The 25,718-nt window shown below is 61.7% G+C and carries 18 protein-coding genes and 1 riboswitch; of the genes, 13 read left to right on the top strand and 5 right to left on the bottom strand.

The window, feature by feature from the left end; translation table 11 throughout:
* Nucleotides 1-10: 10 nt before the first annotated feature.
* Nucleotides 11-2,599, bottom strand: a complete 2,589-nt coding sequence (locus RI444_RS20765) for an AMP-binding protein (protein ID WP_207605371.1) — start codon at nt 2,597-2,599, stop codon at nt 11-13.
* Nucleotides 2,600-2,854: 255 nt separating this feature from the next.
* Nucleotides 2,855-2,954, top strand: a riboswitch (glycine riboswitch).
* Between the two features lie 149 nt (nt 2,955-3,103).
* Between RI444_RS20765 and gcvP the strand changes: the two genes are divergently transcribed.
* From gcvP to RI444_RS20730, 7 genes are all read left to right on the top strand, one after another.
* Nucleotides 3,104-5,977, top strand: a complete 2,874-nt coding sequence (gene gcvP, locus RI444_RS20760) for an aminomethyl-transferring glycine dehydrogenase (protein WP_207605372.1) — start codon at nt 3,104-3,106, stop codon at nt 5,975-5,977.
* Nucleotides 5,978-5,988: 11 nt separating this feature from the next.
* Nucleotides 5,989-7,110: a glycine cleavage system aminomethyltransferase GcvT gene (gcvT, locus tag RI444_RS20755; RefSeq protein WP_207605373.1), complete on the top strand. Its 1,122-nt coding sequence runs from the start codon at nt 5,989-5,991 to the stop codon at nt 7,108-7,110.
* A gap of 21 nt (nt 7,111-7,131) precedes the next feature.
* On the top strand, nt 7,132-7,515 hold the full coding sequence (gene gcvH, locus RI444_RS20750) for a glycine cleavage system protein GcvH (RefSeq protein ID WP_207605374.1): 384 nt from the start codon (nt 7,132-7,134) through the stop codon (nt 7,513-7,515).
* A complete protein-coding gene (gene glyA / locus RI444_RS20745; RefSeq protein ID WP_276514969.1) occupies nt 7,512-8,831 on the top strand; it encodes a serine hydroxymethyltransferase in 1,320 nt (439 codons plus the stop codon). The genes gcvH and glyA overlap by 4 nt, the downstream gene beginning before the upstream one ends.
* Nucleotides 8,832-9,234: 403 nt before the next feature.
* Nucleotides 9,235-10,647: an L-serine ammonia-lyase gene (locus tag RI444_RS20740; RefSeq protein ID WP_207605375.1), complete on the top strand. Its 1,413-nt coding sequence runs from the start codon at nt 9,235-9,237 to the stop codon at nt 10,645-10,647.
* 23 nt (nt 10,648-10,670) lie between these two features.
* The gene (lipA, locus tag RI444_RS20735; RefSeq protein WP_182264011.1) at nt 10,671-11,678 is read left to right on the top strand and encodes a lipoyl synthase; all 1,008 of its coding nucleotides are present in this window, start codon (nt 10,671-10,673) and stop codon (nt 11,676-11,678) included.
* 28 nt (nt 11,679-11,706) lie between these two features.
* Nucleotides 11,707-12,468 carry a methylenetetrahydrofolate reductase gene (locus RI444_RS20730; RefSeq protein ID WP_021472911.1) on the top strand — a complete coding sequence of 254 codons (762 nt, stop codon included), beginning with the start codon at nt 11,707-11,709 and terminating at the stop codon, nt 12,466-12,468.
* 182 nt (nt 12,469-12,650) lie between these two features.
* Here RI444_RS20730 and RI444_RS20725 read toward each other — a convergent pair whose 3' ends face one another.
* The 3 genes from RI444_RS20725 to RI444_RS20715 all read right to left on the bottom strand — a co-directional run bounded on the left by RI444_RS20725 (nt 12,651) and on the right by RI444_RS20715 (nt 14,046).
* The gene (locus RI444_RS20725) at nt 12,651-12,995 is read right to left on the bottom strand and encodes a hypothetical protein (RefSeq protein ID WP_139770722.1); all 345 of its coding nucleotides are present in this window, start codon (nt 12,993-12,995) and stop codon (nt 12,651-12,653) included.
* Between the two features lie 669 nt (nt 12,996-13,664).
* A complete protein-coding gene (locus tag RI444_RS20720) occupies nt 13,665-13,784 on the bottom strand; it encodes a GNAT family N-acetyltransferase (protein ID WP_228145632.1) in 120 nt (39 codons plus the stop codon).
* A gap of 64 nt (nt 13,785-13,848) precedes the next feature.
* Nucleotides 13,849-14,046, bottom strand: coding sequence for a hypothetical protein (locus RI444_RS20715; protein ID WP_021472913.1), 198 nt, complete (start codon nt 14,044-14,046; stop codon nt 13,849-13,851).
* Between the two features lie 500 nt (nt 14,047-14,546).
* Between RI444_RS20715 and RI444_RS20710 the strand changes: the two genes are divergently transcribed.
* From RI444_RS20710 to RI444_RS20685, 6 genes are all read left to right on the top strand, one after another.
* The gene (locus RI444_RS20710) at nt 14,547-15,422 is read left to right on the top strand and encodes a hypothetical protein (RefSeq protein ID WP_207605376.1); all 876 of its coding nucleotides are present in this window, start codon (nt 14,547-14,549) and stop codon (nt 15,420-15,422) included.
* The gene (locus tag RI444_RS20705) at nt 15,391-17,295 is read left to right on the top strand and encodes a LamG-like jellyroll fold domain-containing protein (protein ID WP_316963849.1); all 1,905 of its coding nucleotides are present in this window, start codon (nt 15,391-15,393) and stop codon (nt 17,293-17,295) included. The genes RI444_RS20710 and RI444_RS20705 overlap by 32 nt, the downstream gene beginning before the upstream one ends.
* Nucleotides 17,292-23,498 (top strand): NucA/NucB deoxyribonuclease domain-containing protein, encoded by a 6,207-nt coding sequence (locus RI444_RS20700; protein WP_207605378.1) that lies wholly within the window; start codon nt 17,292-17,294, stop codon nt 23,496-23,498. The genes RI444_RS20705 and RI444_RS20700 overlap by 4 nt, the downstream gene beginning before the upstream one ends.
* Nucleotides 23,495-24,073, top strand: a complete 579-nt coding sequence (locus RI444_RS20695; RefSeq protein ID WP_139770721.1) for a hypothetical protein — start codon at nt 23,495-23,497, stop codon at nt 24,071-24,073. Before RI444_RS20700 ends, RI444_RS20695 begins: the two co-directional genes overlap by 4 nt.
* A gap of 84 nt (nt 24,074-24,157) precedes the next feature.
* Complete coding sequence (locus tag RI444_RS20690; protein ID WP_242703186.1) at nt 24,158-24,610, top strand: hypothetical protein; 453 nt, start codon at nt 24,158-24,160, stop codon at nt 24,608-24,610.
* A 256-nt stretch (nt 24,611-24,866) separates the two neighbouring features.
* On the top strand, nt 24,867-25,199 hold the full coding sequence (locus tag RI444_RS20685; RefSeq protein ID WP_207605379.1) for a hypothetical protein: 333 nt from the start codon (nt 24,867-24,869) through the stop codon (nt 25,197-25,199).
* A gap of 208 nt (nt 25,200-25,407) precedes the next feature.
* Here the strand turns inward: RI444_RS20685 and RI444_RS20680 are convergent, their stop codons facing one another.
* Nucleotides 25,408-25,647 carry a hypothetical protein gene (locus RI444_RS20680; protein ID WP_031216694.1) on the bottom strand — a complete coding sequence of 80 codons (240 nt, stop codon included), beginning with the start codon at nt 25,645-25,647 and terminating at the stop codon, nt 25,408-25,410.
* Nucleotides 25,648-25,718: the final 71 nt, after the last annotated feature.

Below are 25,718 nucleotides of genomic sequence, written 5' to 3'. Positions count from 1 at the left end.
CAGGGCGATGTCACGCGACGGCCTCCGCGGTGGAGGCGCGTGAAGGTCGACGGCGGCCAAGCCACCTTTCGGCGGCACCCATGGCCCTCGTGGCAAACGCCCAGTAGGCGATGCCACCGGCCAGCGACGCCGCAACTGCCAGGCCGAGGCTGGCCTCGGCGAACAGCGGATAAACGAGCCAATGCGTCACGTAGATGTACATGGAAGACGTGGCCAGCAGCGCAGTGATCCGGTGAAGGCCTCGCGGCACAGGCAGGGTGGTTATCCAGAGCAGGATGAGGAACCCCACCAGGACCGTGGCGCTGCGGGGTTCGCTGGAGAATGATCCCGGAATGGTCAGCAGCGCCACGAGGGTCATGGCCGAGCGTTGCCACCACGTCTTGGACAAAGCGGCGGCCCAGCCGAAGGCGAAGAGCCACAGGACGGGCCCCTGCCCGGGGTAGGGGAGTTCGATCACGTCGAAGCGTTGGAGCAGGTCAATCGCTGCGAGGCTGAGTGGAAGCAGCCACGGCCACCTGCGCTGTGCCCTGTCCAGGGCGGGGATGGCCAGCAGCGCCGCCAGGCCCACCAGGATATGCACCAGGATCTCAATGAACCAGAAGCGCGACATGTCGGTCCAGCCTTGGGGCCCCACCAACGTGTTGAGCAGGAAAATGTTGTGCCAACCGTAGTCGTCCGTGGTGGCGAAGGCCACGCCGATCACCGCCATGCTGGGCAGGGCGATCCGTGCCACCGCCTTCAGTTGCCGTTTGAGCCGTTCCCGGCGTGGGCCCGACAGTTGGAACCGGGCAAAGTTGTATCCAGCCACCGCTATCAGGACGTGGGCCGTCCCTTCCCAGTCGAAGAGGCCCACATGGGTGGAAACGATGAAGATGATGGCCACTGCCCGCAGGACGATCCCGGTCTCCATGCGGGCAATCAACCTGCGACGCTGCGGCGCCGTCCCCGGCTGTGGGTTGGGTCCCGCCTTGTTGGGCCCTGCTGGCTTCGCTTCCGGTTCTTTGGGAGTCAGTTCGCACACCGGCATCAGGTGCCACCCGTCGGGAAGGTAGCCCAAGGCACTTTCCAGCCGGACCGACGCGGCTACGTAGGAGAGCGAATCGCCGCCCAATGAGACGAACGTGTCCGTTTCCTTGACGTCGGTCCGCTCAAGAACATCGGCAAAAATGGTCTTGGGGTCATCGCAGGCTTTTGCGGATGGAAGCTCCGGGTTCCTTTGCGGCTCCTGCGATGCCAAGGCGAGGACGGCAGGGTAATCCGTTTTTCCGTTGACCAGCCGTGGAATCGAGTCGACTGAGCAGAGGGTCAACGCCGCCCGGGGTATGCCAAGGTCCTGCGCCACGGTCTTCGCGAGAATGGAGAGTTCATGCTTGCCTTCGACGGCGGCCACGAGGCCACTGTCGGACCCGGCAACTGCTGCCGTGACGCCGTAGTCGGCCAGGATCTTTTCGACCCGTCCCAGGTCAACGCGCAGCCCCACGATCTTCACGAAGCGACTCCGCCGCCCGACGATCTGGTACAAGCCTCCCGGCCCCCTGCGTGCGAGGTCGCCCGTGCGGAGCTCGGTGATGTCCCGTCCCCGGGCGAGGTCCGATGGCTGCTCGGCGTAACCCAGCATGACGTTCGGCCCGGAGTAGACGAGCTCGCTCTCATCCAGGCCGGGCACGGGCTCCAGCCGGAAGGATCCTCCGGGAATGGGGACCCCTATGGCGTGGGGGTTCTCGGCCGCCTCATCCGGGGGGAGGTACGCCATCCGTGCTGTCGCTTCGGTCTGGCCGTACATCACAAAGAGGTCCCAGCCGCGCTCCTGGCCGAGCTGCGCATAACGGCGCACGCGGGCAGGGTCCAGGCGTCCGCCCGCCTGGGTGATGTACCGAAGGCTGGGTAGCTCCATGGTTTCGAAGCCCACGCGTTCGAGCAGGTCAAAGGTGTAGGGAACCGCGGCGAAAGACGTGACAGACCGCGACCGCATCAGCTCCCAGAAGCACGGATCAACCACGGACAGATCCGTGAGGGCAATTGAGGCACCCACCAGGAGGTGGCTGTTCACGACGCTCATGCCGTAGCAGTAGGACAGGGGAAGCGTGGTGGCCGCCGTGTCCGCCGGACGGAGATGCAGGTACTGCGCAATGGCCTGCGCATTCGCCTGCACCGATGCTGCGGAGATGCGGACCAGTTTGGGTGATCCGGTTGAGCCCGACGTGCTCAGCAGCAGGGCGAGTTCGGGATGGAGATCGTGCTTGCTCCCGGAGCGGCGTTCTTCAAGGGTTATTCCACCGTCGACGGAGCGCGCAATGAGATCCGGCTCGTAAGCCGCCAGCAGCGACTCAACGGCAGGGCCTCCGCCGGAGGGAAGGATGAGCAGCGGATGGCCCGACGAGAGGGCTGCCAGGTACACCGTCAACGACGACAAAGTGTTGTCGGCCTCGAGGGCGACAAGGCGGCGGGCGCTGCCAAACGACGCCGCCATCTCCTGGACTCGGCAGGCCAGTTGGGCGTAGCTCACTGTGTCTGTTCCGAGGTGTACTGCGGGCCGGTCTCCAAACGATGCCAAATGGGCGGCAAAGGAGACTCCGGCCAAATCCGGCTGAATACTCACCAAGGCAAGATAGAAGGTATGCCTAACCTAACTCAAATGGATTTGCGCGCGGTTCCGAAATGTGAAGCCTTGGAGCAACCCGGAAAAGGGGAGGGGAAGTGATAGAGCAACGGACCTTCGGACGCTCTATCACTTCCCGCCGCCCTGCGGGGGACGCTCTAGCACTTCCCAACCGCCCTGACCTGCGCGTCTTGCCTTTCTTCACGATCACCCGCTATGGTGTGAAGCGTGTCACCGAGGTGGCGCACACGCTTTTGATCTGCGGCGGGAGAGTCCTGCCGGGTACATCCAGTCAGGCGCCGTAGGAGCAAATCCTCCCCAGGAATCTCTCAGGCCCATGTACCGCCGCGGCGAGGCAACTCTGGAAAGCAGTCCGGGCAACCGGGCTCACCGACGGTGCAAGTGGACAACCAAGTCCGCGGAATCTCTCAGGTCCAATACAGAGCGGGGAGGAACCCATATTCACCATGGCGCTCAGCGGGCGCCTGAATCCTGGAGTTCCTCTTGACTGTTCAATCCTCCCCAACCGCGTTCGCGGACCGGCATATCGGCGCCCGCCGCCAGGCTGATATCGACACCATGCTCAAGGCCATCGGCTACGACTCCGTTGATGGCCTGGTTGACGTTGCGGTCCCCGATTCCATCCGCCAGTCCTCGCCGCTGACCCTGCAAAAGGCCCTCAGCGAGACCCAGGTCCTGGCCGAACTCCGCAAGCTCGCGGCCAAAAACAAGACTGCCGTCCAGATGATCGGCCAGGGCTACTACGACACCATCACGCCCCCGGTGATCCGCCGCAACATCCTTGAGTCCCCGGCCTGGTACACCGCCTACACTCCGTACCAGCCCGAAATTTCCCAGGGCCGCCTCGAAGCACTCCTGAACTTCCAGACCATGGTCCAGGACCTCACTGGCCTTCCGATCGCCAACGCTTCCCTCCTTGACGAAGCCACCGCCGTGGCCGAGGCCGTGCTGCTCATGCGCCGCGCCAACAAGGACAAGACCGCGAAGGACGGCAAGACCGTCCTGGACGCCGATCTCTTCCCGCAGACCATTGCGATCGTGAAGGGCCGCGCAGAAGCGCTCGGCTTCGAGGTGGAGGTTGCGGACCTCTCCGCAGGACTGCCCGACGGCGACATCAACGGCGTCGTCCTCCAGCAGCCCGGCGTCTCGGGCCGGGTTTTCAACCACGCCCCAGTGATCGCTTCCGCGAAAGAGCGCGGTGCACTGGTCACCGTTGCCGCCGACCTGCTGGCGCTTACCCTCATCACGCCCCCGGGCGAGCAGGGTGCGGACATCGCCGTCGGAACCGCGCAGCGCTTCGGCGTTCCGCTGTTCTTCGGTGGCCCGCACGCCGCTTACATGGCCGTCCGCCAGGGCATGGAGCGCACCCTCCCGGGCCGCATCGTTGGTGTGTCCAAGGACAACGCCGGCGTTCCCGCCTACCGCCTCGCCCTGCAGACCCGCGAGCAGCACATCCGCCGCGAAAAGGCCACGTCCAACATCTGCACGGCACAGGCCCTGCTCGCGATCGTTGCCTCGATGTACGCGGTGTACCACGGTCCGGACGGACTCAAGGCGATCGCCGAGACTGTGCACGGCCACGCTCGCGTTCTGGCCACGGCACTGCAGAAGGCCGGCCGCGAACTCGTCTCTGATTCGTTCTTCGACACCCTCACCGTCCGCGTCCCGGGCAAGGCAAGCAAGGTGATCGGTGCCGCCGAAGCACGTGGCATCAACCTCCGCCGCATCGACGAGGACACCGTGGGTGTTTCCGTTGATGAAACCACGACGCCGGAGGTCCTCTCCGCGGTTGCCGTCGCCTTCGGCGCTGGTCCGGTCGGGGACGCGGCAGGGTTCGAACTGGCCTCGGACGTGCTCCGCACCTCCGACTTCCTGCAGCACCCCGTGTTCAGCACGCACTGTTCCGAGACGCAGCTGTTGCGCTATATCCGCAAGCTGTCCGACCGGGACCTGGCGCTGGACCGCACCATGATCCCGCTGGGTTCGTGCACCATGAAGCTGAACGCCACGGCGGAGATGGAAGCCATTTCCTGGCCCGAGTTCGCCTCCATCCACCCGTTCGCTCCGGATTCCCAGACTGAGGGCTGGCGTGAGCTGATCTCTGGCCTGGAAGCTGACCTGACGGAGATCACGGGTTACGACCAGGTCTCCATCCAGCCGAACGCGGGGTCCCAGGGTGAGCTTGCCGGCCTGCTGGCGATCCGCGGCTACCACCACTCCCGCGGAGACCAGCAGCGCAACGTCTGCCTCATCCCTGCTTCGGCTCACGGGACCAACGCAGCGTCCGCCGTGCTCGCGGGCATGAAGGTTGTGGTGGTTGCCACGGCGTCCGATGGCACCATCGACCACGAGGATCTCAAGGCCAAGATCGAGGCGAACCGTGACGTCTTGTCGGCCATTATGATCACCTACCCGTCCACGCACGGTGTTTACGACGCCGACGTTGTTGAGGTGTGCGAGGCAGTGCACGAAGCCGGTGGCCAAGTGTACGTCGATGGCGCGAACTTGAACGCCTTGGTGGGCTTGGCCCAGCCGGGCAAGTTCGGCGGCGACGTGTCCCACCTGAACCTGCACAAGACCTTCTGCATCCCCCACGGCGGTGGCGGGCCGGGCGTCGGCCCCGTTGCTGCGAAGGCGCACCTGGCCCCGTTCATGCCGGGCGATGCCAATAAGGCAGCGCATGAGGAAGGGCATGGCGTTGCCATCTCGGCTTCCCGTTTCGGTTCGGCCGGCGTGCTCCCCATCTCCTGGGCTTACGTGAAGCTCATGGGCGGCGAAGGACTGACCGAAGCAACCAAGTCCGCCCTGCTGGCTGCCAACTACGTAGCTTCCCGCTTGAACGAGCATTTCCCTGTCCTTTACACGGGCGAAGGTGGACTGGTTGCCCACGAATGCATCCTGGATCTCCGTGAACTGACCGCCCGCACCGGCGTGACCGCCGAGGACGTGGCCAAGCGCCTCATCGACTTCGGCTTCCACGCCCCCACCCTGGCGTTCCCGGTGGCCGGCACCCTCATGGTTGAGCCCACAGAGTCCGAGGACCTGGCCGAGATCGACCGCTTCATCGAAGCCATGATCACCATCCGGGCCGAAATCGAACAGGTAGCCAGCGGAGACTTCTCCGTGGAGGACTCCCCGCTTCGCAACGCACCGCACACGGCAGCCGCCGTCGTGAGTTCATCCTGGGAGCGCAACTACCCGCGTGAGCAGGCAGCCTTCCCGGTGCCGAGCCTCAAGCAGGACAAGTACTTCCCGCCGGTTGGCCGGATTGACGGTGCTGCGGGCGACCGCAACCTCGTTTGCTCGTGCCCGCCCCTCGAAGCGTTCGAGGAAAACACAGCAGAGCTTGCGAACTAAAGGACCCTGACATGTCTGAGAACTACACCGCTCTCTACGAGCAGCATAAAAAGGCCGGCGCCTCCTTCACGGATTTTGGCGGTTGGCAGATGCCCCTCAAGTACGAATCCGAGCTGGCCGAGCACCACGCCGTCCGCAACGCCGCGGGCCTGTTCGACCTCTCCCACATGGGTGAAGTCTGGGTCACCGGGCCGCAGGCCGCCGCGTTCCTGGACTACGCGCTGGTTGGCAAGATGTCCGCGGTGGCAGAAGGCAAAGCGAAGTACTCGCTGATCTGCGATGCCGACGGCGGAATCATCGATGACTTGATCACTTACCGCAGGTCTGCGGATAAGTTCCTCGTGGTTCCGAACGCCGGCAACGCTGCCGTGGTGGCCGCTGCCCTGCTGGAGCGCGCCGCCGGTTTCGACGTCGTTGTTGAGGACGCCTCCGCTGAGACGTCCCTGGTCGCCGTTCAGGGACCGAACGCCGAGGCAATCCTGCTCAAGCTGGTCCCCGCGGAGCAGCACTCGCTGGTCACGGAACTGAAGTACTACGCCGCCGTCGAGGTTTCCATCGCCGGCGACGAGCTGCTGTTGGCCCGCACTGGCTACACGGGCGAGGACGGGTTCGAGATCTACGTTCCCAACCAGGATGCCGCTGAGCTGTGGGAAGCGTTGCTTGAAGCCGGGGAAGGCCACGGCCTCATTCCGGCGGGCCTCGCAGCCCGCGACTCCCTCCGCCTTGAAGCGGGCATGCCCCTCTACGGCAACGAGCTCTCCCGCCACGTCAACGCCTACGCAGCCGGACTCGGCCCGGTTGTGGCGTTGTCCAAGGAAAGCGATTTTGTGGGGAAAGAAGCACTGGCCGCCATCAAGGCTGCGGGTGTTGGATCCACTATCGGTCAGAAGCTGGTCGGCCTCAAGGGCACCGGCCGTCGTGCAGCCCGCGCGCATTATTCGGTTCTGAAGGACGGCACCCTCATCGGTGAGGTGACCTCCGGCCAGCCGAGCCCAACACTCGGTTACCCGGTGGCGTTGGCGTATGTCGACGTCGAGCATTCCGCTCCGGGTACCACAGTTGAGGTGGACCTGCGCGGCAAGGCCGAGCCATTCGAAGTTGTGGCGCTGCCGTTCTACAAGCGTTCCAAGTAGTCACAAGAGAAGGATTTTGAGATGAGCAAAGTTGTTGCCGGGCTGAAGTACTCGGCTGAACATGAATGGGTTGCTGCAGATGGCGGCGGACCGGTAGGCATCGGCATCTCCGCCGTGGCCGCCGACGCCCTGGGCGACATTGTTTACGTGGACCTGCCCGAGGTTGGCTCTACGGTGACCGCAGGCGAGACCTGCGGCGAGGTGGAATCCACCAAGTCCGTTTCCGACCTGTACTCGCCCGTTACCGGTGAGGTGACCAAGATCAACGACGCTGTGGTCGATGATCCCGCACTCATCAATAACGATCCCTACGGTGCCGGCTGGCTGTTCAAGGTTGCCGCCACGGACGAAGGGCCGCTCATGACGGGCGAAGAGTACGCAGCAGCCAACGGAGGCGAACTGTGACCCCTGTATCCGTGACTGAATTCGAACAGGTCGTATCGCCGTCGTTGGACGCCGACCTCGCGTCGCTGGACCCTGAGATCGCGGCGAAGATCGACGACGAACTGGGCCGCCAGCGCGGTGGCCTGGAAATGATCGCGTCCGAGAACCACACCGCCGTTGCTGTGATGCAGGCGCAGGGCTCGGTTCTGACCAACAAGTACGCCGAGGGCTACCCGGGCAAGCGCTACTACGGTGGCTGCGAGCACGTGGATGTGATCGAGCAGCTCGCGATCGACCGTATCAAGTCGCTGTTCGGGGCCGAGTACGCGAACGTGCAGCCGCACTCCGGTGCGCAGGCAAATGCGTCCGTGATGCACGCCCTTATCAAGCCGGGCGACACCATCATGGGCCTCAACCTCGCCCACGGCGGTCACCTCACGCACGGCATGCGGATCAACTTCTCCGGCAAGCTGTACAACGTGGTGCCCTATGGCGTCCGCGAAGACACCCACACCGTGGACATGGCCGAGGTGGAGCGCCTGGCCCAGGAACACAAGCCTGCTCTGATCGTGGCCGGCTGGTCCGCATACGCGCGGCAGCTGGACTTCGCAGAGTTCCGCCGGATCGCTGATTCCGTTGGCGCTTACCTGATGGTGGACATGGCCCACTTCGCCGGTTTGGTTGCCGCTGGCCTGCACCCCTCGCCGGTGCCGCACGCCCACGTCACCACCTCCACCACGCACAAGACCCTCGCCGGTCCCCGCGGTGGCATCATCCTCTCCAACGATGCCGACGTCGCCAAGAAGATCAACTCAGCTGTCTTCCCCGGACAGCAGGGTGGCCCCCTGGAACACGTGATCGCAGGCAAGGCTGTGGCGTTCAAGATCGCTGCTTCCGAGGAATTCCGTGAGCGGCAGTCACGCGTCCTGGCCGGCGCCCGGATCCTGGCCGAACGCCTGGTGCAGTCCGACGTCGCTGCTGCTGGGATTTCTGTAGTTTCCGGCGGCACCGACGTTCATCTGGTCCTGGTAGACCTGCGCAACTGCGAACTCGACGGCCAGCAAGCCGAAGACCGCCTCGCCGCGATCGACATCACCGTCAATCGCAACGCTGTGCCGTTCGACCCCCGCCCTCCGATGGTCACCTCCGGGTTGCGCATCGGCACGCCTGCCCTGGCCACGCGCGGGTTCGGCGAAGCGGCCTTCCGCGAGGTTGCGGACATCATCGCCGAGGCATTGACCGCCGACGCCGAGGCGGACCTTTCGGGCCTGCGTCACCGCGTCGAGGTCCTGGCTGAGGCGCACCCGCTCTATCCGGGGGTTGCGAACCTCGGCTGAGCTAGTGGCACCCGGCGGGCCCCACGTCCGATTCGTGGTCTAGCTGCGCAGTGTGCCGTGCCCTCGGCACACTGCGCAGCGAACCCCCGAAACGGGCTGGTTCGAAGCGACCTATTTGGGGGCGGGGTCCGGCAGCGGCCGTCTAAGGGAGCATCGCATCCGCTCAGCGGGTGCAACTGCGACCGAGGCCGCAGAGGACGCGGGCCCCGACAGGGCGCGGTGGCCCACATTGATCTCCCGGGTGTGGCATTTGCTGGGAACGGATGCTGCACATTTACACCGGGTTGGAGGTTTGTACTGGACCTCCACGGGGGCTGGGCCGGCCTTGGCTCGGACTTGGCCCAGCTCCCACCTTTTGTTTTGATTCCCATTGTTTTTTCTTCGACCCCGAAAGGTCCCGGCCATGGCTGTTGGTGTTTTCGATTTGTTCTCCGTGGGTATTGGTCCGTCGAGTTCGCATACGGTGGGTCCGATGCGGGCGGGGGCGGTGTTTGCGCGGGAGCTTCGTGAATCCGGTGTGCTGTCTTCGGTGGCGGGGTTGCGGGTAGACCTTTACGGTTCTTTGGCTGCGACGGGTAAGGGTCATGGCACTTTTACGGCTACGTTGCTGGGTTTGGAGGGGTTTGAGCCGGAGTTGATCCTGCCTGATGAGGTGGAGGAGCGTCTTGCTGCGATCGCGGAGACGGGCATGCTGAACCTGGCCGGGGCTTCGGGCGGGGGTGTGCTGTTGCCGTATGCGGTGGGGGATATGGTGTTGCATCCGTTGACGGTGTTGCCGCGGCATACGAACGGGATGAAGTTCGCTGTTACCGATGCCGGGGGGAACGTGCTGAGGGAGGCGACGTTTTTCTCGGTGGGTGGCGGGTTCATTGTTCGTGAGGGCGAGGAGGACGCGGCGCGGGCTGAGTTGGAGGAGTCCAAGGCGGAGTTGCCGTTGCCGTTCCGGACCGCTGCGGAGTTGCTGGGCCGGTGCTCGTCCAAGGGCCTGGGGATCAGCGACATCATGCTGGTCAATGAGCGGGCGTCCCGGTCCGAGGAGGAGATCCGGGAGGGTTTGCTGCATATCTGGTCGGTGATGGAGGCCTGTGTTGAAACGTCGCTCAAGCGCGAGGGTGTGCTGCCCGGGGGACTGAGGGTCCGCCGTCGTGCTCCTGATTGGTTGGAGCGGTTGTTGAAGGAGGACAAGGACCGGAACGATCCGAAGTATTGGCAGGAGTGGGTGAACCTGATCGCGTTGGCGGTCAATGAGGAGAACGCTTCCGGTGGGCGGGTGGTCACTGCTCCGACCAATGGTGCTGCCGGGATCATTCCTGCGGTGTTGTATTACGCGTTGCATTATGCCCCGGGGATGGATCAGGCCACGCAGGCGGACCGGGATGATGTGGTGGTGCGGTTCTTGCTCGCTGCCGGTGCGGTGGGTGTGTTGTATAAGGAGCAGGCCTCGATTTCCGGTGCGGAGGTTGGGTGTCAGGGTGAGGTGGGTTCGGCGTCGTCGATGGCTGCTGCGGGGTTGGCTGAGGTGATGGGTGGTTCCCCGGCTCAGGTGGAGAACGCTGCGGAGATCGCGATGGAGCACAATTTGGGGTTGACGTGTGATCCGATCGGGGGGTTGGTGCAGATTCCGTGTATTGAGCGGAACGCGATCGCGGCGGCGAAGGCGATCAACGCCGCGAAGATGGCGTTGTGGGGTGATGGCACGCACCGGGTTTCCCTTGATGAAGTCATCGTGACCATGCGTGAGACGGGCAAGGACATGTCCCACAAATACAAAGAAACCGCGATGGGCGGCCTCGCCGTCAACGTCGTCGAATGCTGAAAATCGATCACAAAGGAAATTCCATGACCCTGGCACCTGAAGGCCGTAAGTTGCTGCGCGTTGAGCAGCGTAACGCGGCGGTCCCGGTTGAGCGTAAGCCTGAGTGGATCAAGGCGAAGGTCCAGATGGGCCCTGAGTTTGTTGGGTTGAAGAACCTGGTGAAGAAGGAAGGCCTGCACACGGTGTGTGAGGAGGCCGGGTGCCCGAACATTTTCGAGTGCTGGGAAGATAAGGAAGCGACGTTCCTGATCGGCGGGTCCGAATGCACGCGGCGCTGTGATTTCTGCCAGATCGATACCGGCAAACCCTCCCCGCTGGACCGGTTCGAACCCACAAAGGTGGCCCGGAGTGTGCAGTCGATGCAGCTGCGCTACGCGACCGTGACCGGCGTGGCCCGTGATGACCTCGAGGACGAGGGCGTGTGGCTGTACGCCGAAACGGTCCGGAAGATCCACGAACTGAACCCCGGCACCGGGGTGGAACTGCTGATCCCGGACTTCTCCGGCAAACCCGAACACATCGCCGCGATTTGCGAGTCCAAGCCCGAGGTGTTCGCGCACAACGTCGAGACCGTGCCCCGGATTTTCAAGCGGATCCGTCCGGCGTTCCGGTACGAGCGCTCCCTGGACGTGATCACCCAAGGCCGGGATCTGGGCATGGTGACCAAGTCCAACCTGATCCTGGGCATGGGCGAGACCCGCGAGGAAATCTCCGAAGCCCTCCGGGACCTCCACGATGCCGGGTGTGACCTGATCACCATCACCCAGTACCTGCGCCCCTCCGAGCGGCACCTGCCCGTGGACCGGTGGGTCAAGCCCCAGGAATTCGTGGACCTCCAGCACGAGGCCGAAGAGATCGGCTTCCTCGGCGTCATGTCCGGGCCCCTGGTCCGCTCCTCCTACCGCGCCGGACGGCTCTGGGCCACCGCGATGCGAAAGAAAGGATGGGCCATCCCCGAAGCCCTGGCCCACATCGAATCCTCCGGCACCACCCGCCAGGAAGCCTCCACCATCCTCGCCGCCCACGGCTAACTGATCAGCAGCCAGCAAAGGACTCACCGTGCTTGCCACCCGCGTTGAAATCATCCCCACTGAGGGCATCGTTGACGTGGTCAACAGTGCGCTGCCGGCCGGTTCGACGGTCAGCATCACCTGCCTTCCCCACCACGGAGTCGAGTCCACCGTGAGGACGGCGATTAAGCTGAGCGAGCTGGGCTTTGAGGCCGTTCCGCATATCGCCGCCAAGTGCGTGGAAAGCCGGGAGCACTTGTCGGGAATCCTCGGTGATTGCGCGGCGGGAGGAATCACGGAAGTGTTTGCGATCGGAGGTGACGCCCCGCGAGCAGCGGGCGTCTACTCCACCGGCGTCGAACTTGTGCGTGACATTGCGGAACTGAGCGGCGGGTCGATGTCGGTGGGCGTCGCGGGCTACCCGGAAGGCCACCCGTCTATCAACGGGCTGCAGCTGATGGACGCGCTGCTGGAGAAGCAGGAGTTTGCCGGCAAGATCGTCACCCAGATGTGCTTCTCGGCGGAGACCATCCACAATTACGTCGCCCTGCTCCGCACGGAGGGTGTGACCCTTCCCGTCCACGCCGGAGTTGCTGGTGCGGTTCCGAAAACGAAGCTCATCTCCCTGGCAAGCAGGATCGGAGTGGGCGCCTCGCTCAAGTTCCTGAGCCGCAAAGGACCTCTTGCCCGCAAGCTCATCCTGGGCGAAAGGTACGCACCCGACGCCCTGATTCAGGAGCTGGCTGCCCGGCCGGGTGTTGAGGGAGTTCAGTTGTACTCGTTTAATTCGCTCGAGGCGTTGCCGCAGTAGGGCACGGTCGTGAGACGGCACAGTGCCTGAAGTGATTGGCACGTGGGTCAGCCGGATTGGTAGAAGGGGAGCGCCCCCAGGGAGACGTCGCGGGGATCGGCGCGTGGCCTATCTCGCTGAAGGTTTGCGAGACATAATCGACGCTTCAAGGTGCCCGCAAGGGATCCTTTACCGGGCAGTAATCACGGGGCTTCAGAAGGTGCCCAGTCGAGGGTTTCCAGCAGCGGGTGGGCACGGAGTTCGTTGATTAGCTTGCTGCTTCCGCTCACCTTCGTAGCCCACAGGTCATAGTCGGTGTAGACAAGCCAGGATCTATCGGCTGGCCAGATGTTCGCCGGGGTGAAGACCTGCTTGTCTTCGCTCACACCCCGAAGGAGCGAAGGGAGATCCCCCAGATCCACCTCGTAAACGGGTGCTTCCCGCGGGTCGGCGAAGCTGAAAACGTCGACAAAATATAAGGAACATGCCGGTGTCGGCACATGGCGGCAGAGCACCTTTATAAGCTCCCCGAAGTCTTCCTCTGCCATGGAACCTTCAGTGGGCAGTCCGATATTGGCGGGAACGTCTCGTACGGGAAACCATCGGAAGCAGGGGGCAGGACCGCCCGCTGGCCAGTCTTGCGGGAAGCAAGCCATCATTTCGGACCAGGTGCGCCGCTGCCACTCTGCTGCTGGTCTTCGCTGGTAGCCCAGCCCGCCGCCGGTCGAAGTAGTCAGGTCGTCAAGGTTGACCCCACCAATGATCAGTTGTTCTTCCTCACCGGAGGCAACTCGCGCCTTCCGCAATTCATCGTGCGTTGGGAGTGCTGCGTTGAACGGAAGTTCGTAGAAAGCATGGAGAACCCAGGTACTGTCCTCCCAGCCCGAAGCGTCACACCCCGTGAAAGAGACTTCGTCGGATCGGGAAACCAGCCAGGCTAAATCGTCCCGTCCGGGCATCAAATGCCTATTTGACTCATACCAGTTCATGCGATGCCCCCGTCGGTCCAGCCAATCCCACCACGGCTGGCCGCTCTAATCAAAGACTGAAGAATCCCCGGCGGTTCTCTACTGGGCGCTGTCGTTCAAGTGCTGAAACATAAGGTGGTCTTGCCACCGGCCGGCGATCTTCAAATACTTCGGAGCGAGCCCGTATTGCTGAAAGCCTGTCCTGCCGAGAACGTTCCGGGAAGCGACATTTTCAATCAGCGTCTCGGCTTACACTCGATGGAGTTTCAGCTCGTTGTAGGCGTAGGCGTAGGCGACTGCTGCACGGACCGCCTCCGTCGCCAGGCCTTTGCCTGTCTGATCCTTTGACAGCCAGTACCCATGCTGCACGACTGGAACGGGCCGCGGATGATGCTGCTGAGTGTCAGGCACCCAGCTACCCTGCCGTCGTCATTCAAATGACCCAAGGCATCGACTCGCCGCGCTCGTGGCGTGCCAAAGCGGCCTCGACGTCCGCGCGCTGTCCCTCCACCGTGAAGTAGTCATCGCCGCGGGCAGGGTCCCACGGGGACAAGAAATCGCGTTTGCTTACCTGCAGTTCGGCCAGAGCTTCACAGTCACCGATGGTGATGAGTCGGATGCGTAGGGTCATGGGTCCACCTTGCCAGATCCATCCCACTCACATTATCAAGGGCATGTGTCGCCCCAAGAGTGGCGATCCTGATATACCCGCTGACCTTGGTGCGCAGCCATTTCACATGAAATGCCAGATGCGGTTTCCGTCACATTTCACAAGTTTCTTAGTGTTGACTGGATTTTCCTTGGCAAAACCCTTAATGACGGGTTAGTCTCCATTCGCTAGTCGAATTGGGGGTTTCTGACGGCAACTGACGCATCCCTCTGTCGAGTGACTTTGCTCCAGAAAGTGATGCTGTGGCTTCTTCTGCTGCCTTTCTTTGTCGTGCCTCCGCGCCTGTGCTGGCTCTCTCGCTACTCCTGGCGGGCCTGTCTGCGCCGGCTGCTTATTCCGTTCCCGCGGTCCAGCATGCTGAGACCTCGCCAGCGGCTGAGCCGAGCCCGGAAGCATCAACAGCAGCTCCTGGTTCTGAGCGTGCCGCCCAGGCCGAGGCTAAGGCTTCCAGGGAGAAGGTTGTGGTCGATGATGCCACGACCCCGACGGATCTTACTGTTGCCAATCCCGACGGAACGTTTACCCGGACCTTGAACACCGCCCCGGTCCGTATGGAGACCAGTGAGGGCTGGGTGGATATCTCGACAGATCTCGTCAGGACCGTCGAAGACGGTAAAACTGTGATCAAGCCAGAGCAGATTCCTGTCGACGTGACCCTGGGCGCTGGCGGTTCCAGTGCGATGGCAACGATTGACGATAACGAGGGTCACTCGATCGCTCAGTCTTGGCCGTTCGGCACGCTTCCGGAGCCGGTGATTGAGTCCAATGTCGCGACGTACCGGCAGGTGCTGCCCGGCGTGGACCTGGTCCAGATCGCCCACCAGACCGGTGTCTCGCAGGTGTTGAAGATCGGGTCGGCGGAGGCTGCCAGGGATCCTCGTGTGGTGGAAATGCGTTTGTATTTGGATGCGGGGAACGCAACTGTTTCGGAGGCTGAGGGAGGGACGCTGACAGCCACGGGAAGTGACACGGGGCAGGTGGAGCTGCACATGAGTGGTGGGCAGTGGTGGGATTCCTCCCAGCCCGGCGCTTCTGCGTTGGATCCTGGAACTCCGGGCCTGACGCGTCCATTCACGTTCAGCCTTGGACAAGAGGCCGGCAAGCAGACCCAGGTGTTTGGGATGGAGGCGATCCTGAGCACGCCTGACTTGCAGTATCCGATCTATGTGGAACACGCCCCGGACCTCGTATGTCTTCGTGGACACCGCTTACCCGAATACCTCGTACTGGAATGGCCAGTTCACGGATCAGACCATGAACGTGGGTTATCTACCGAGCTACTGGGCACCGGATGGCGTCACCCACTTGGCACGTTCGTACTTCCAGTTCGAGGGTAAAACGTTCGACGCGACGGCGAACTTGATCAATGCCCGGTTCGAAGTCCTGGAAACGTGGTCATCGTCCTGCACGCCCACAGGCGTGGCTTCCTGGATCACCGGTGAAGTCGGTACGGGCACGACGTGGAACAACCAGCCCCAGTTGAAGGTGCGTACTGACGGTGGCAATGTCGCCAAGGGTTACAGCTCGGCGTGCCCGGCAGGAATGGTTGGGTTCGATCTTCTCGCCGCCGAGAATATTCTGCTGAACTCCTCGAAGTGGACGATCATGCTCGCCGCGGACAATGAGCTGGATACGAGCGGGTTGGCGTGGAAACGGTTCGCAAATTCCGGTGCCATCCGGGTCGACTATAACCGCAACCCAACAGGTCCGGCGATTCACTCGATCCAGTCCGGCCGCTGGACCGGCACTCCGTGGGGAGCAACGTCCAAGTACGTGACCCGTGTCACGAAGCCGAAACTGACCGCTATGGTCGGTGACATCGACCTGGACGGCGCTGAAATCAAGGTGGTTTACAGCGTTCGCCGGGCATCAGGCGGTGGGAGCATCTTCAGCGGTGTTGTCGAGAACACCTCGCCCCAGTGGCACGCGGAAACCATGGACTGGGGCTCCTGGGCCGCGTTGACCGAGGGTGACTACGTCTTTGAGGCCAGGAGCTATGACGATTGGGGCGGGATATCACCGCTGATGACTTTCCCGTTCTCGGTCGATCTGACAGCACCCACAGCGCCCAAGATTGAACCGGTGGCCGGGGCCGCGTACACGGTGACCACGAATCAAACCACCGGCGTCACGAGTTACAGCGACAACGCCAATGCCCCTGGTGATGCGGTGTATCCGTTCAAGATCAGCAACAACTATGTCGACGGCAGGGTTCTGCGTGCTGATGGGTTTATTTACGCCGTGAGCAAGGAAACAGCTGTCACGCCCCCGACTAATGTGAACTGCCAGTCCCCGCCGGCGAAGGAATTCGTTATTGTCTGCCCTGACGGTGACAGCATGGTGATCAATATCGGTGCGGTCAACCAAAAGACGGTCCTATCGGTGTGGGCTTTCGACGCAGCGGGCAACGTTACCGGGACCGATCCGGACGACCAGGACTATCAGAGCGGTGCCGCCAAAACTGCGACTTTGACCGTAGCGGAGCCCGTCCTGACCAAGACGGTCGTGGGTTTGGCCCCGACCGGCAACGCGAAGTGGGTCGACATCCACGCTGACGGGGACAATCTTGCGGTGCAGCGGGTACCGCAAGGCTCCTGCGTGGAGGAGACCGTACTTGTGGCTTCCAGGAACGCCAGGGCGCTGCAGTTCAATCCCGGTGCAGGGAAAGCTGAAACTGCTGCCCGGGCTGTGGACACCTCGGGGGACTTCAGCGTCGCTGCGTGGGTTTGTCCCACGAGCGTGGGCGGAGGAACAGTTCAATCGATCCGTTCCCTGATCACTCAGCTCGCCGGGTCCACTCCCGGCGCGGCTCTTGAGATTGGCGAATGGGGATCCGTGCGCCTCCAGGCGTGGACCGGAACCAATTCGAGCCACATCGTCAACGAAGACAGCGGCACACTTCCTGTTGGTCAGTGGTCGTATGTCACAGCCGTTTACGACAAGATCAACCGGCAGCTTCGACTGAGCTCGCAGGTGGGCGGTTCGATTTCGGACTGGGTGATTGCAGCATCCCAGCAGAACATCCTCCCGGCAGCGTCGACGCAGAAGGTCATCGTCGGCCAGAGCATCGGAGGCGCCCAGCAGTTCAACGGCAAGATCTACCGGCCGATCCTCACCCAGGAAATCCTCACTGACACCCAGTTCTCCACCATCCAAAAGGCCTTCGTGAACACCGGCGGCACCAACGATAAAGAGGGCCTGCTCCAATGAAAACCCCCAGATACCTTGCCCTGCCGCTGAAGGCCCTTCTTACCGGGGCGCTCTCGGGTGCCTTGATCGTCAGTGGCAGCGCGTTCAGCGTCCTGCCCGAACTACCGCCAGCTGCTACCCCGGCGGCAGAGAATACAGCCCGTGACGTGGACCCAGTTCCTGTCGAAAGGTGGACCGAACAGCCACCACCGGCACCTGTTCCGTCAGGGGTGGACGCAACGGCCGCCCCGGCACCCATCGACACGGCCATTGGTGAGAGCCTGACCGCCAATACCGTGGCACTGCAGAGCAAGCAACCTGCCCGTGTTCCGATGATGGCGACGGTTCCATCAAGTGGCAACGGCACATCAAACTTCACTGCCGTGCCCGGGGTTGGGTCAGGTTCGTGGGGGACGACGGGCCAGACCGGCGGATTCACCTGGAATTACCCCTTCCCGATCCGTAGTGCCCCCGCTGGCAAGACCCCATCACTGGGCCTGTCTTATGATTCGACTACCTTGGATGGGTTGACCAGTTCGACCAACACCCAGGCTTCAGTCGTGGGTGATGGCTGGCAGTTGTCCGGCACGGGATCGATCAGGCAGAAGTTTGGTTCCTGCCGGGACCAGCTTCCGGCCGGCACCAAGACCTGGGACTTGTGCGGGAACGCAGACGGCAGACAGTTCACCATTTCTTTCGGTAGCCGTTCAGGGCTGATCGTTGAAGACGCAACGCAGACCGATCCCAAGCTGAAGTATCGTCTGCAAAACGACGATGGCAGCCGCTTGGAGTACCTTACGGGTGCCTCTAACGGCACACGTGCCGGAGATTACTGGCGCCTGACCGACCCCGAAGGAACCCAGTACTACTTCGGAGTGAACCGGCTTCCCGGGTGGAGCAGCACGACCCAGAACACCAATTCCACCGATTACGTTCCTGTCCGGGCAGCGAACTCCCAGCAGGCCTGCTGGGACATCGCTCCGGCGATGTGTCAGCAGGCTTATGCCTGGAACCTTGATTACGTCGTGGATGTTCATGGGAACTCCCAGGCGTTTTACTACACCCAGGACATGAACTATTACTCCACTGCTGCCGGTACCGGCCCCACGCATATTTATGTGCGGGCCAGCAGGCTCGCACGGGTGGATTACGGTATGCGCGCAGGTGCCGAGCTCACCTCCAAAGCTCCGATGATCGTCAACTTCGGCTATACAGGCCGCTGCGAACAGGGCAGCGACTGCTCAGCCGGCAACGATGTTCCCTACGAGGAATTCAACTGCTCGACCGCTTCGGGATGCACCGTGCAGGCCCCGACCTTCTACACGCACTACCGGCTCTGGACGGTTTTGTCCCAGACGCTCGTCAACGGCACCAGCTACGGAAACACCGACTATTGGTACCTGCAGCACAGCATGCCAGATCCTTATGACGCGGTTGGTGCCCGTCCGGCGTTGTGGTTCAAGTCGATCACACACTCCGGCGCCGACACCACGTCAACCGGCATCACTTCCTGGGTGACAGACCCGCCAACACTCTTTGATGGCCACGGCAAGAAGAACCGGGTCTGGGATGTCCGTTCCGGCCAGGCAACGATGAATCGTATCCGCCTGGACTGGATCCGGAACAGCACCGGCGCGACCACCACCGTTGAATACAAACAGTCCGATTGCACCGAGGAAGACGTCAATCAAAACGGCACCGGCGACATCGTTCCGGAGAACAACACGAAGATGTGCTTCCCACAGTGGTGGGTGCCGACGGAACCCATCGTGCAGCCCGCGATGATGTCGTACTTCAACGTTTACCCGGTCGAGCAGGTGACCACCACGCCCAGCATGGGCGTTGACGGCAGCACCCCTGTCATGACCCGGTACACCTACGAAGGCACCCCGGTGTGGAAGTACGCGGGCCCGAAAATCGACACCAGCACGGGCGGCTCAAAGAAGACCTGGTCGGTATTCGGGGGCTGGTCCCAGATCAAGACCATCACCGGCAACGACCCTGTCCAGACCAACAATCCCTACACGTTGACCACCTACTTCCGCGGCAATGACGGAACACCAGCCAACACCTCGGGGGCCATGCGCTCGGTCACGCTCACATCCTCGGACGGTGTGACAGCCAGCGTCCGCGACTCACCTTGGTTCGCTGGCAGGGTCTTCGAAAAACGCAGCTACCGGGGAACCGGCGGAACCTATATGACCGGCACCATCACCTACCCGTGGAATTCAACCGCCCCCACTGCCACGTCAACCACAGCTCTGGGCTCGGTGAAGGCCTACTTCACAGGCACCGCTTGGACTCAAACCCAGATGGCCTCGGGCCAGGGCAACGGGTGGCGGAAGACCAAAACGTCCAACAGCTACGACCCGCTCGGACGCGTTGCTGCCGTCAGCGATGACGGCGAGCTGGGAACCCTCGCCGACGACAACTGCACCACCATCAGCTACGCCGACAACCCGGCGCTGAACATCCTGTCGTTGCCCGCCGTTACCTCCACTTATTCATCCGTTTGCGACACCCCCGGCGTCACGTTGTTGAAGTCCACCAGGACACTCTACGACACCTCCACCTCCGCTGACCCAGGAACCCCCGGTCACGTCGCTCCAACCAAGGGCAACAAGACCCGCATAGATACTGCCACTGCTGCATCCGGCGGAACGGCCACGGTATGGCAGAACGGTCCGACAACGGCCTACGACGCTCTCGGCCGACCAACCCAGTCGACAGACACCAGCACCGGAACAACCCGTGTGACGAAAACCGAATACCTGCCGGCCACAGGACCTGTCACGCAGGTTACGGTCAGGAACGCTGCAAACTGGCCCACGATCACTACCCTGGACGCAATCCGCGGAAATGTTCTGAAGACGGTCGACCAGAACGGCCACGAGACGAGCGCGAAGTACGACCCGTCCGGTCGTGAAATCAAATCCTGGGACGTCCGCCGCCCACAGAGCAGCAACGCGACTACGCCATCCATAACGACGGATTACAGCGTTTCGCAGACAAGCCCGTCGTGGGTACAGAAGACAATCACCAATGGATATGGCCAGACGACCAAGAGCTTCACGATCTACGACGGCATGGGACGTCCCCGGCAAACACAAGCGCAGTCACCGGGAAGCGGCTCAATAGTCACCGACATCACGTACAACTCGGCCGGCAACAAAGACCTGGTACGCAACCCGTACTTTGTTTCATCGGCCCCTGACGGCGTGCTGGTCACCCCATCCATTGCCGTGCCGTCTTCGACGCTCTTCGACTATGACGCCTATGGCCGTGTCACAGCCGAACGCGCAATGGCCTGGGACAACGACGAGCTGTGGAAGACCCAATACACCTACTACGGCCTCGACACCACCACAGCCTCGGTGACCAACGACAGCGGATTCACCAAGTCGCCGGTCACCACAGTGGTCAATACCGACGGCAAACTCCAGACCCGCAAGACGTATCACGGCACCACCGCCACGGGGACCGCCGACGTCAGCTCCTACGTGTACGACGCGCTGGGCCAACTCAGCCGAATGGGGGATGGCTACAACCTCTGGACCTGGGACTACGACCCAGCCGGCCGACAAGTCAGCAGCGAAGACCCTGACACCGGAACAAGTTCCACGGCCTACGACGCGGCCGGGCGCGTAGCATCCCGGACTGACGAATTGAGCACTGTCACCAAGTACAGCTATGACGTGCTCGACCGCATCACCAAGCAAACCGTTACCGCTGCCGGTGGCACCGAGAAGACCCTCATCACCAACACCTACGACCTACCAAACAACCTAGGCGTCCTGGCCAGCTCAACAAGGAACAACGGTGCCGGCTTCGACCAGCCGGTGACCACGACGTTCAGCGGGTTCGACCTGGCCTATACGCCGGGAACCACAGTGACGACGCTGCCGTCGGACCTCACAGGGTTCGGATCGACCTCGTACACGTTCACGAACACGACCACCCTGACCGGTAAGACGAACGTCTCCGGAACACCCGCCATAGCCGGTCTTCCCGCCGAATCCGTCACCAACGTCTACAACACCTACGACAACCCCTACGAAGTCCGTTCAGGATCGAACTACATCGTCGGCGGAGCCACATACAACCGGTTGAACCAGATCGCCTCGTACTCCCAGTACGACAGCAACTTCACCAGCGGCGCCAACACCACAGGCACCAACAAGATCACCTACAACTGGGATGCCGCCACCGGCCGGCTTACTGACACCGCAGCCACCAACAAGCTTGTGGGCTTCCTGACGGATACGGACCTCGGTACCACCCGCTACACCTACGACCCGCTCGGCAGAATCACCGAACGCGAGCAGGCCTACACCTCCAGGCCCTCATCACCGGCAGATTCCCAGTGCTACAGCTACGACCACGCCGACCGCATCAAGGCCGTCTGGACGCCGGCGAACACTACCTGCGGCACCGCGCCGGCATCAACCGCCACCACAGTCCCAGGGCTGGGTGGGCCCGCCCCCTATGCGCAGACCTACACCTACACCGCCGCCGGCGACCGGTCCCAGGTCAAGCGCTTCGCCTCCAACGGCACCCTGTCAGTGACCGAGGACTACACCTACCCCACACCAGGAACAGCAGGAGCTCACCGCCCCCAGACCGTTGTATCCACGCCCGCCGGAGGCACCCCGACCACATGGTCCCTGACCTGGGATGCGGCCGGCCGCTTGACCAGCCGCGCAGGACAGACCCTGACCTACACCTTGGACGGTCGCCTGGACACCACTACGGGCATCAGTACGATCCCGAGCAACCCGAACCCGAATGCCGCCGCAGGGACACCCCCTGCGGCGGGAACCAGCATCGCCGATGACATGGGCGCCAGATACTACGACGCAGCCGGGAACCTCGTCGGTATCACGGACGGAACCGGAACCACGGTGACCCTGAGTAGCATCACCGCCCACCACAACAAGGCAACAGGCGCCAAGACCGCGACCAAGACCTACACCTTTGCCGGGAAAGTCGTGGGCCAACGCACAACCGCAGGCGCCGGCACCACGAAACTGGCCTTCATCATCGGTGACAGCTTCAACACCGCCCAAACCATGACGCTGCCCAACACCACCGCGAGCACCACCAACATCACCACATTGGTGCGACGAACCGATCCCCTGGGCCTGGCCCGAGGTTCCAACGGCACAGCATCAGGCAACGCATCATTCACCGCGGCGGCCAATACGACCGCAGGAACAGGAAGCAACGCAGCCAACGCGACAGGGTTCGGCGCAGTCAACGGCTACATCGCCGGACTCGACGACACTGCAAGCTCCCTCACCCACCTCGGTGCGCGGGAACTGGATCCCGTGCTTGGCATCTTCACGTCCCCAGACCCGATCCTCAGCACCGAAGACCACCGCGGATTCACTCCCTACACCTACGCCTTCGGCAACGTCATCAACACCTCCGACCCCACAGGACTCAGGCCCACATGTGACTGCGAAGCGGACGGATCGTCAGGAACCGTACCCGGATCTGCGGCCGACTTGCAGGCCAAGCATGGGAATCCTGGCCGAATCGTAGGGCCAGCCGAACCTCTGCAGGCACAAGTCGCGGCCTCGCCGGGTTCGAACTTCGCGAGTAACTGGAACTCAGTTGCCCCTTACATAGACGGTAACTACTTCCCCCGGGCGCGTGATGCGGCGAACTTGGGGGCTGATGGTCCCGCTGAAGGCGCCGCGTACTCGCTTAGAGCCATCATTATGGGAAGCTGTGCCACAGGAAACTTCTATGTTTGCCAAGTCGCTTCCGGTGCAGGCCAAGGAGTGATTGTTGCTGGTCGCACCTTGGATGGAAGTCCGGTTGAAGATACGGACAATAATGCAGGAGATCGGTCAGATGGTCTTCAACCCGAAGATATACCGACGGTCTATTTCCAGAGAAGCCTGGCACCAACCATTGAGCAGAACTTCAATAATGCCGTGGCAGGAGGGGCTCCTTTGCAGTTGACTCGGATGGAGGGAAAGGCCAAAATCGAACAGAATCGATATCAAGCGAAGAAGGGTCTCGGCGGGGCATCCGCTGGCCCCAGAATGCAATGGGATGAGTATCCATTCGCATCGACCTACGAAGGTGGATACGGGGCATACATGATGGCAGTTCCTCAGAAAGAGAACCAATATCAAGGACAGATACTTTCTAAGTTCTACCGTGACTCCGGTATACGTGACGGCGGTCGATTCAATGTAAGGTTTATTCCATGACACGCTCTATTGATGAGTCAACGGAACTGATCGATAGGTATCTTCATGACTTAAACGTGCCCGCTTGGAGACGGTTGCGCCCCGGAATAAGTACCGATGAAGTGCAGAGAAGACTCTTTCCACGCGGCCTGCAGGCTGACTCCAATGTTCTTTCGCTATATAGATGGCATGATGGAACAAGTTGGGACGGGGACCCGGCGCTTAACGATCTACATCTTGTTCCTGGCTTCTACTTTCCAACAATCGATGAGTCGCTGGCCATCTATGATCAATTCGTAAATGAGCTCGATGAAAATCCGGCATGGTTCCCTATCATGGCAGATGGAGGCAGTGGCTACTCTTTTGTGGATCTCTCACATTTAGGGCAGCAGCCCATATACCATTTTACCTTCGAGGACATAGAACATGAGAAACAATACGATTCTGTGCGGCACATGTTGGATACAATTGCTGAGTCATACTTGAAGGGAATTTTCTTCGTGGGCGAGGATGGATGGCTAGACAATCAGTGGGAGGCTCACTGGGCGCTGGCCCGCCAAATGAATCCAACAGCCTCCTACTGGATCGATGACTAATAGGTGACTCGGTTCGCCGTTTCAGACTGGAAGGCCCGAGGACTGCGGAAGGACGGCAAGGCCCCGGCAGGAGGCTCGACCGAGGTGGAAACGGCCGCACGCCGGGAAGTCATTGAAGACGACGAAGCCATGGATTCGGTCCTGCCCAAGAACGCCCAGAAGTTCATGGCCCACACGGTTGCGTACTCGCCGATCTGGACGGTCAATAGACCGCCTCGGCCTGTTCCGCAGTCGGTCGTCGACGCTGGCTGCGGAGTGGCCTGGCCAAGCAGCGAGGGCTATTCATTCGTCGACCCTCCGTGCCTGTTTCTGGCAGAGGACATGTCGGGAAGTGTTTTCGCCGCCCTAACTTCAGCGGGCGAATTTTTCTGTCCGCTGGACCCGGACCAGCCGATCCGCGCTATATCAGATGATCACTTGGCCCTTTGCATGAACATGCGTGACGGTGGAGGAGCAACCGGAAAAGCTGTTAATGGGGCGAAACTCGGCGCGCGGCTGGAGCCATTCCCAAAGCAGGCCAACTGGCGGAGGACGTAGCAAAAGCGACGGGTGGAGTCCTCAAGACTAATAAGAGTGGCTACACCATAAACGTCCCCAATGGTTCCCGCGACGTGGTTGTTCGAGTGATGGAAGAAGGTGGTGAGCGTACCCTTCGCTTCTATCGTGTAAGCATCCCTAGTAAGGAGGCGTTCGATGTGCACGGAAAGGCCTCAAAGATTCATGGGGAAACACATATTGATATCTCCCAAAACTCTTTGGATGAGATTCTCGGAATCATTGAGAAAGTGAAAAAGTGAAGAGCATCAATGCTATGTGGGGTGGCATCCTCACGTGCCTTGCCCTTGACCCCGTCATACAGACCTGTGAACTGCGAGTGGAAGTGGTTGAGGCGGAGGGTGTTAGTACCCACGATGTGGTTTGTCGCCACATCGTGGACTGCCACTTTTACAGCAGCATCCCGGGGCCATGGTCTTATGCGGAGGTCACACAGGTTGAAGCAGCCTATGACCACGCATCTGCGCTCTGGGCCATCGAATTCATGCTGTGGTCAGAAGAAGCCGGAATAAGCATCAAGAGTCCAGAGATCCTCATCAACGGGGAGCTCATTCCCATTCCAGCATGGTGAAGGCCCTATGTTTCGGCACCGTCACCGGGGCGGTATCTTGTTCGTGCTGCGCCTCAAGATGGCTCACTCTTTGTCTAGAATGGGAGCGTCCGCTAGAGGATCCTTTACCGGACATCCGTTCCTTACAAGGCAGGAGTGCTCGTTCAAGCTCGCCAGCACCCACCATCGCTCCTGCGCTGTCTTCCCCACGGTTGTTGCCACACACAGGTCACGATTGACTCGGGTCCACGAGACGGCTTCGAGCCTCAGCCAGCAGTAAGGCGTAGTCCTCTGAGAATGGCTGAATCAGTACAGATTCCAGCGAGCATTCAAAGTCCCACAAGATGCGCCGCTCGGCTTGGTCAGCAAGATCAAGATCCTTGCGCTTGTTGAATCGGGCCAGCCAGTCAAAGAGTACCAACGCCTCGTCTTCGCTGAGTTCGACGCTGATTTGCCCGTCGTTGCTCACTCCTTCCCCTCCCCGCTGCGTCACTGGACTTCCTCGATTTCGTCCTCGCCTTCCGACAAACCACGCACCGT

Origin of the sequence: Paenarthrobacter sp. AT5 (genome assembly GCF_032764245.1) — a bacterium.
Lineage (GTDB): Bacteria > Actinomycetota > Actinomycetes > Actinomycetales > Micrococcaceae > Arthrobacter > Arthrobacter ureafaciens.
This window is presented reverse-complemented; position numbering and strand designations above follow the sequence as displayed.

What these genes read in the sequence shown, in the direction of transcription:
- RI444_RS20695 (WP_139770721.1), top strand. Translation starts at nt 23,495, where the DNA reads ATGACACGCTCTATTGATGAGTCAACGGAACTGATCGATAGGTATCTT.
- RI444_RS20725 (WP_139770722.1), bottom strand. Translation starts at nt 12,995, where the DNA reads ATGGCAGAGGAAGACTTCGGGGAGCTTATAAAGGTGCTCTGCCGCCAT.
- lipA (WP_182264011.1), top strand. Translation starts at nt 10,671, where the DNA reads ATGACCCTGGCACCTGAAGGCCGTAAGTTGCTGCGCGTTGAGCAGCGT.
- gcvT (WP_207605373.1), top strand. Translation starts at nt 5,989, where the DNA reads ATGTCTGAGAACTACACCGCTCTCTACGAGCAGCATAAAAAGGCCGGC.
- gcvH (WP_207605374.1), top strand. Translation starts at nt 7,132, where the DNA reads ATGAGCAAAGTTGTTGCCGGGCTGAAGTACTCGGCTGAACATGAATGG.
- RI444_RS20715 (WP_021472913.1), bottom strand. Translation starts at nt 14,046, where the DNA reads ATGACCCTACGCATCCGACTCATCACCATCGGTGACTGTGAAGCTCTG.
- RI444_RS20740 (WP_207605375.1), top strand. Translation starts at nt 9,235, where the DNA reads ATGGCTGTTGGTGTTTTCGATTTGTTCTCCGTGGGTATTGGTCCGTCG.
- RI444_RS20700 (WP_207605378.1), top strand. Translation starts at nt 17,292, where the DNA reads ATGAAAACCCCCAGATACCTTGCCCTGCCGCTGAAGGCCCTTCTTACC.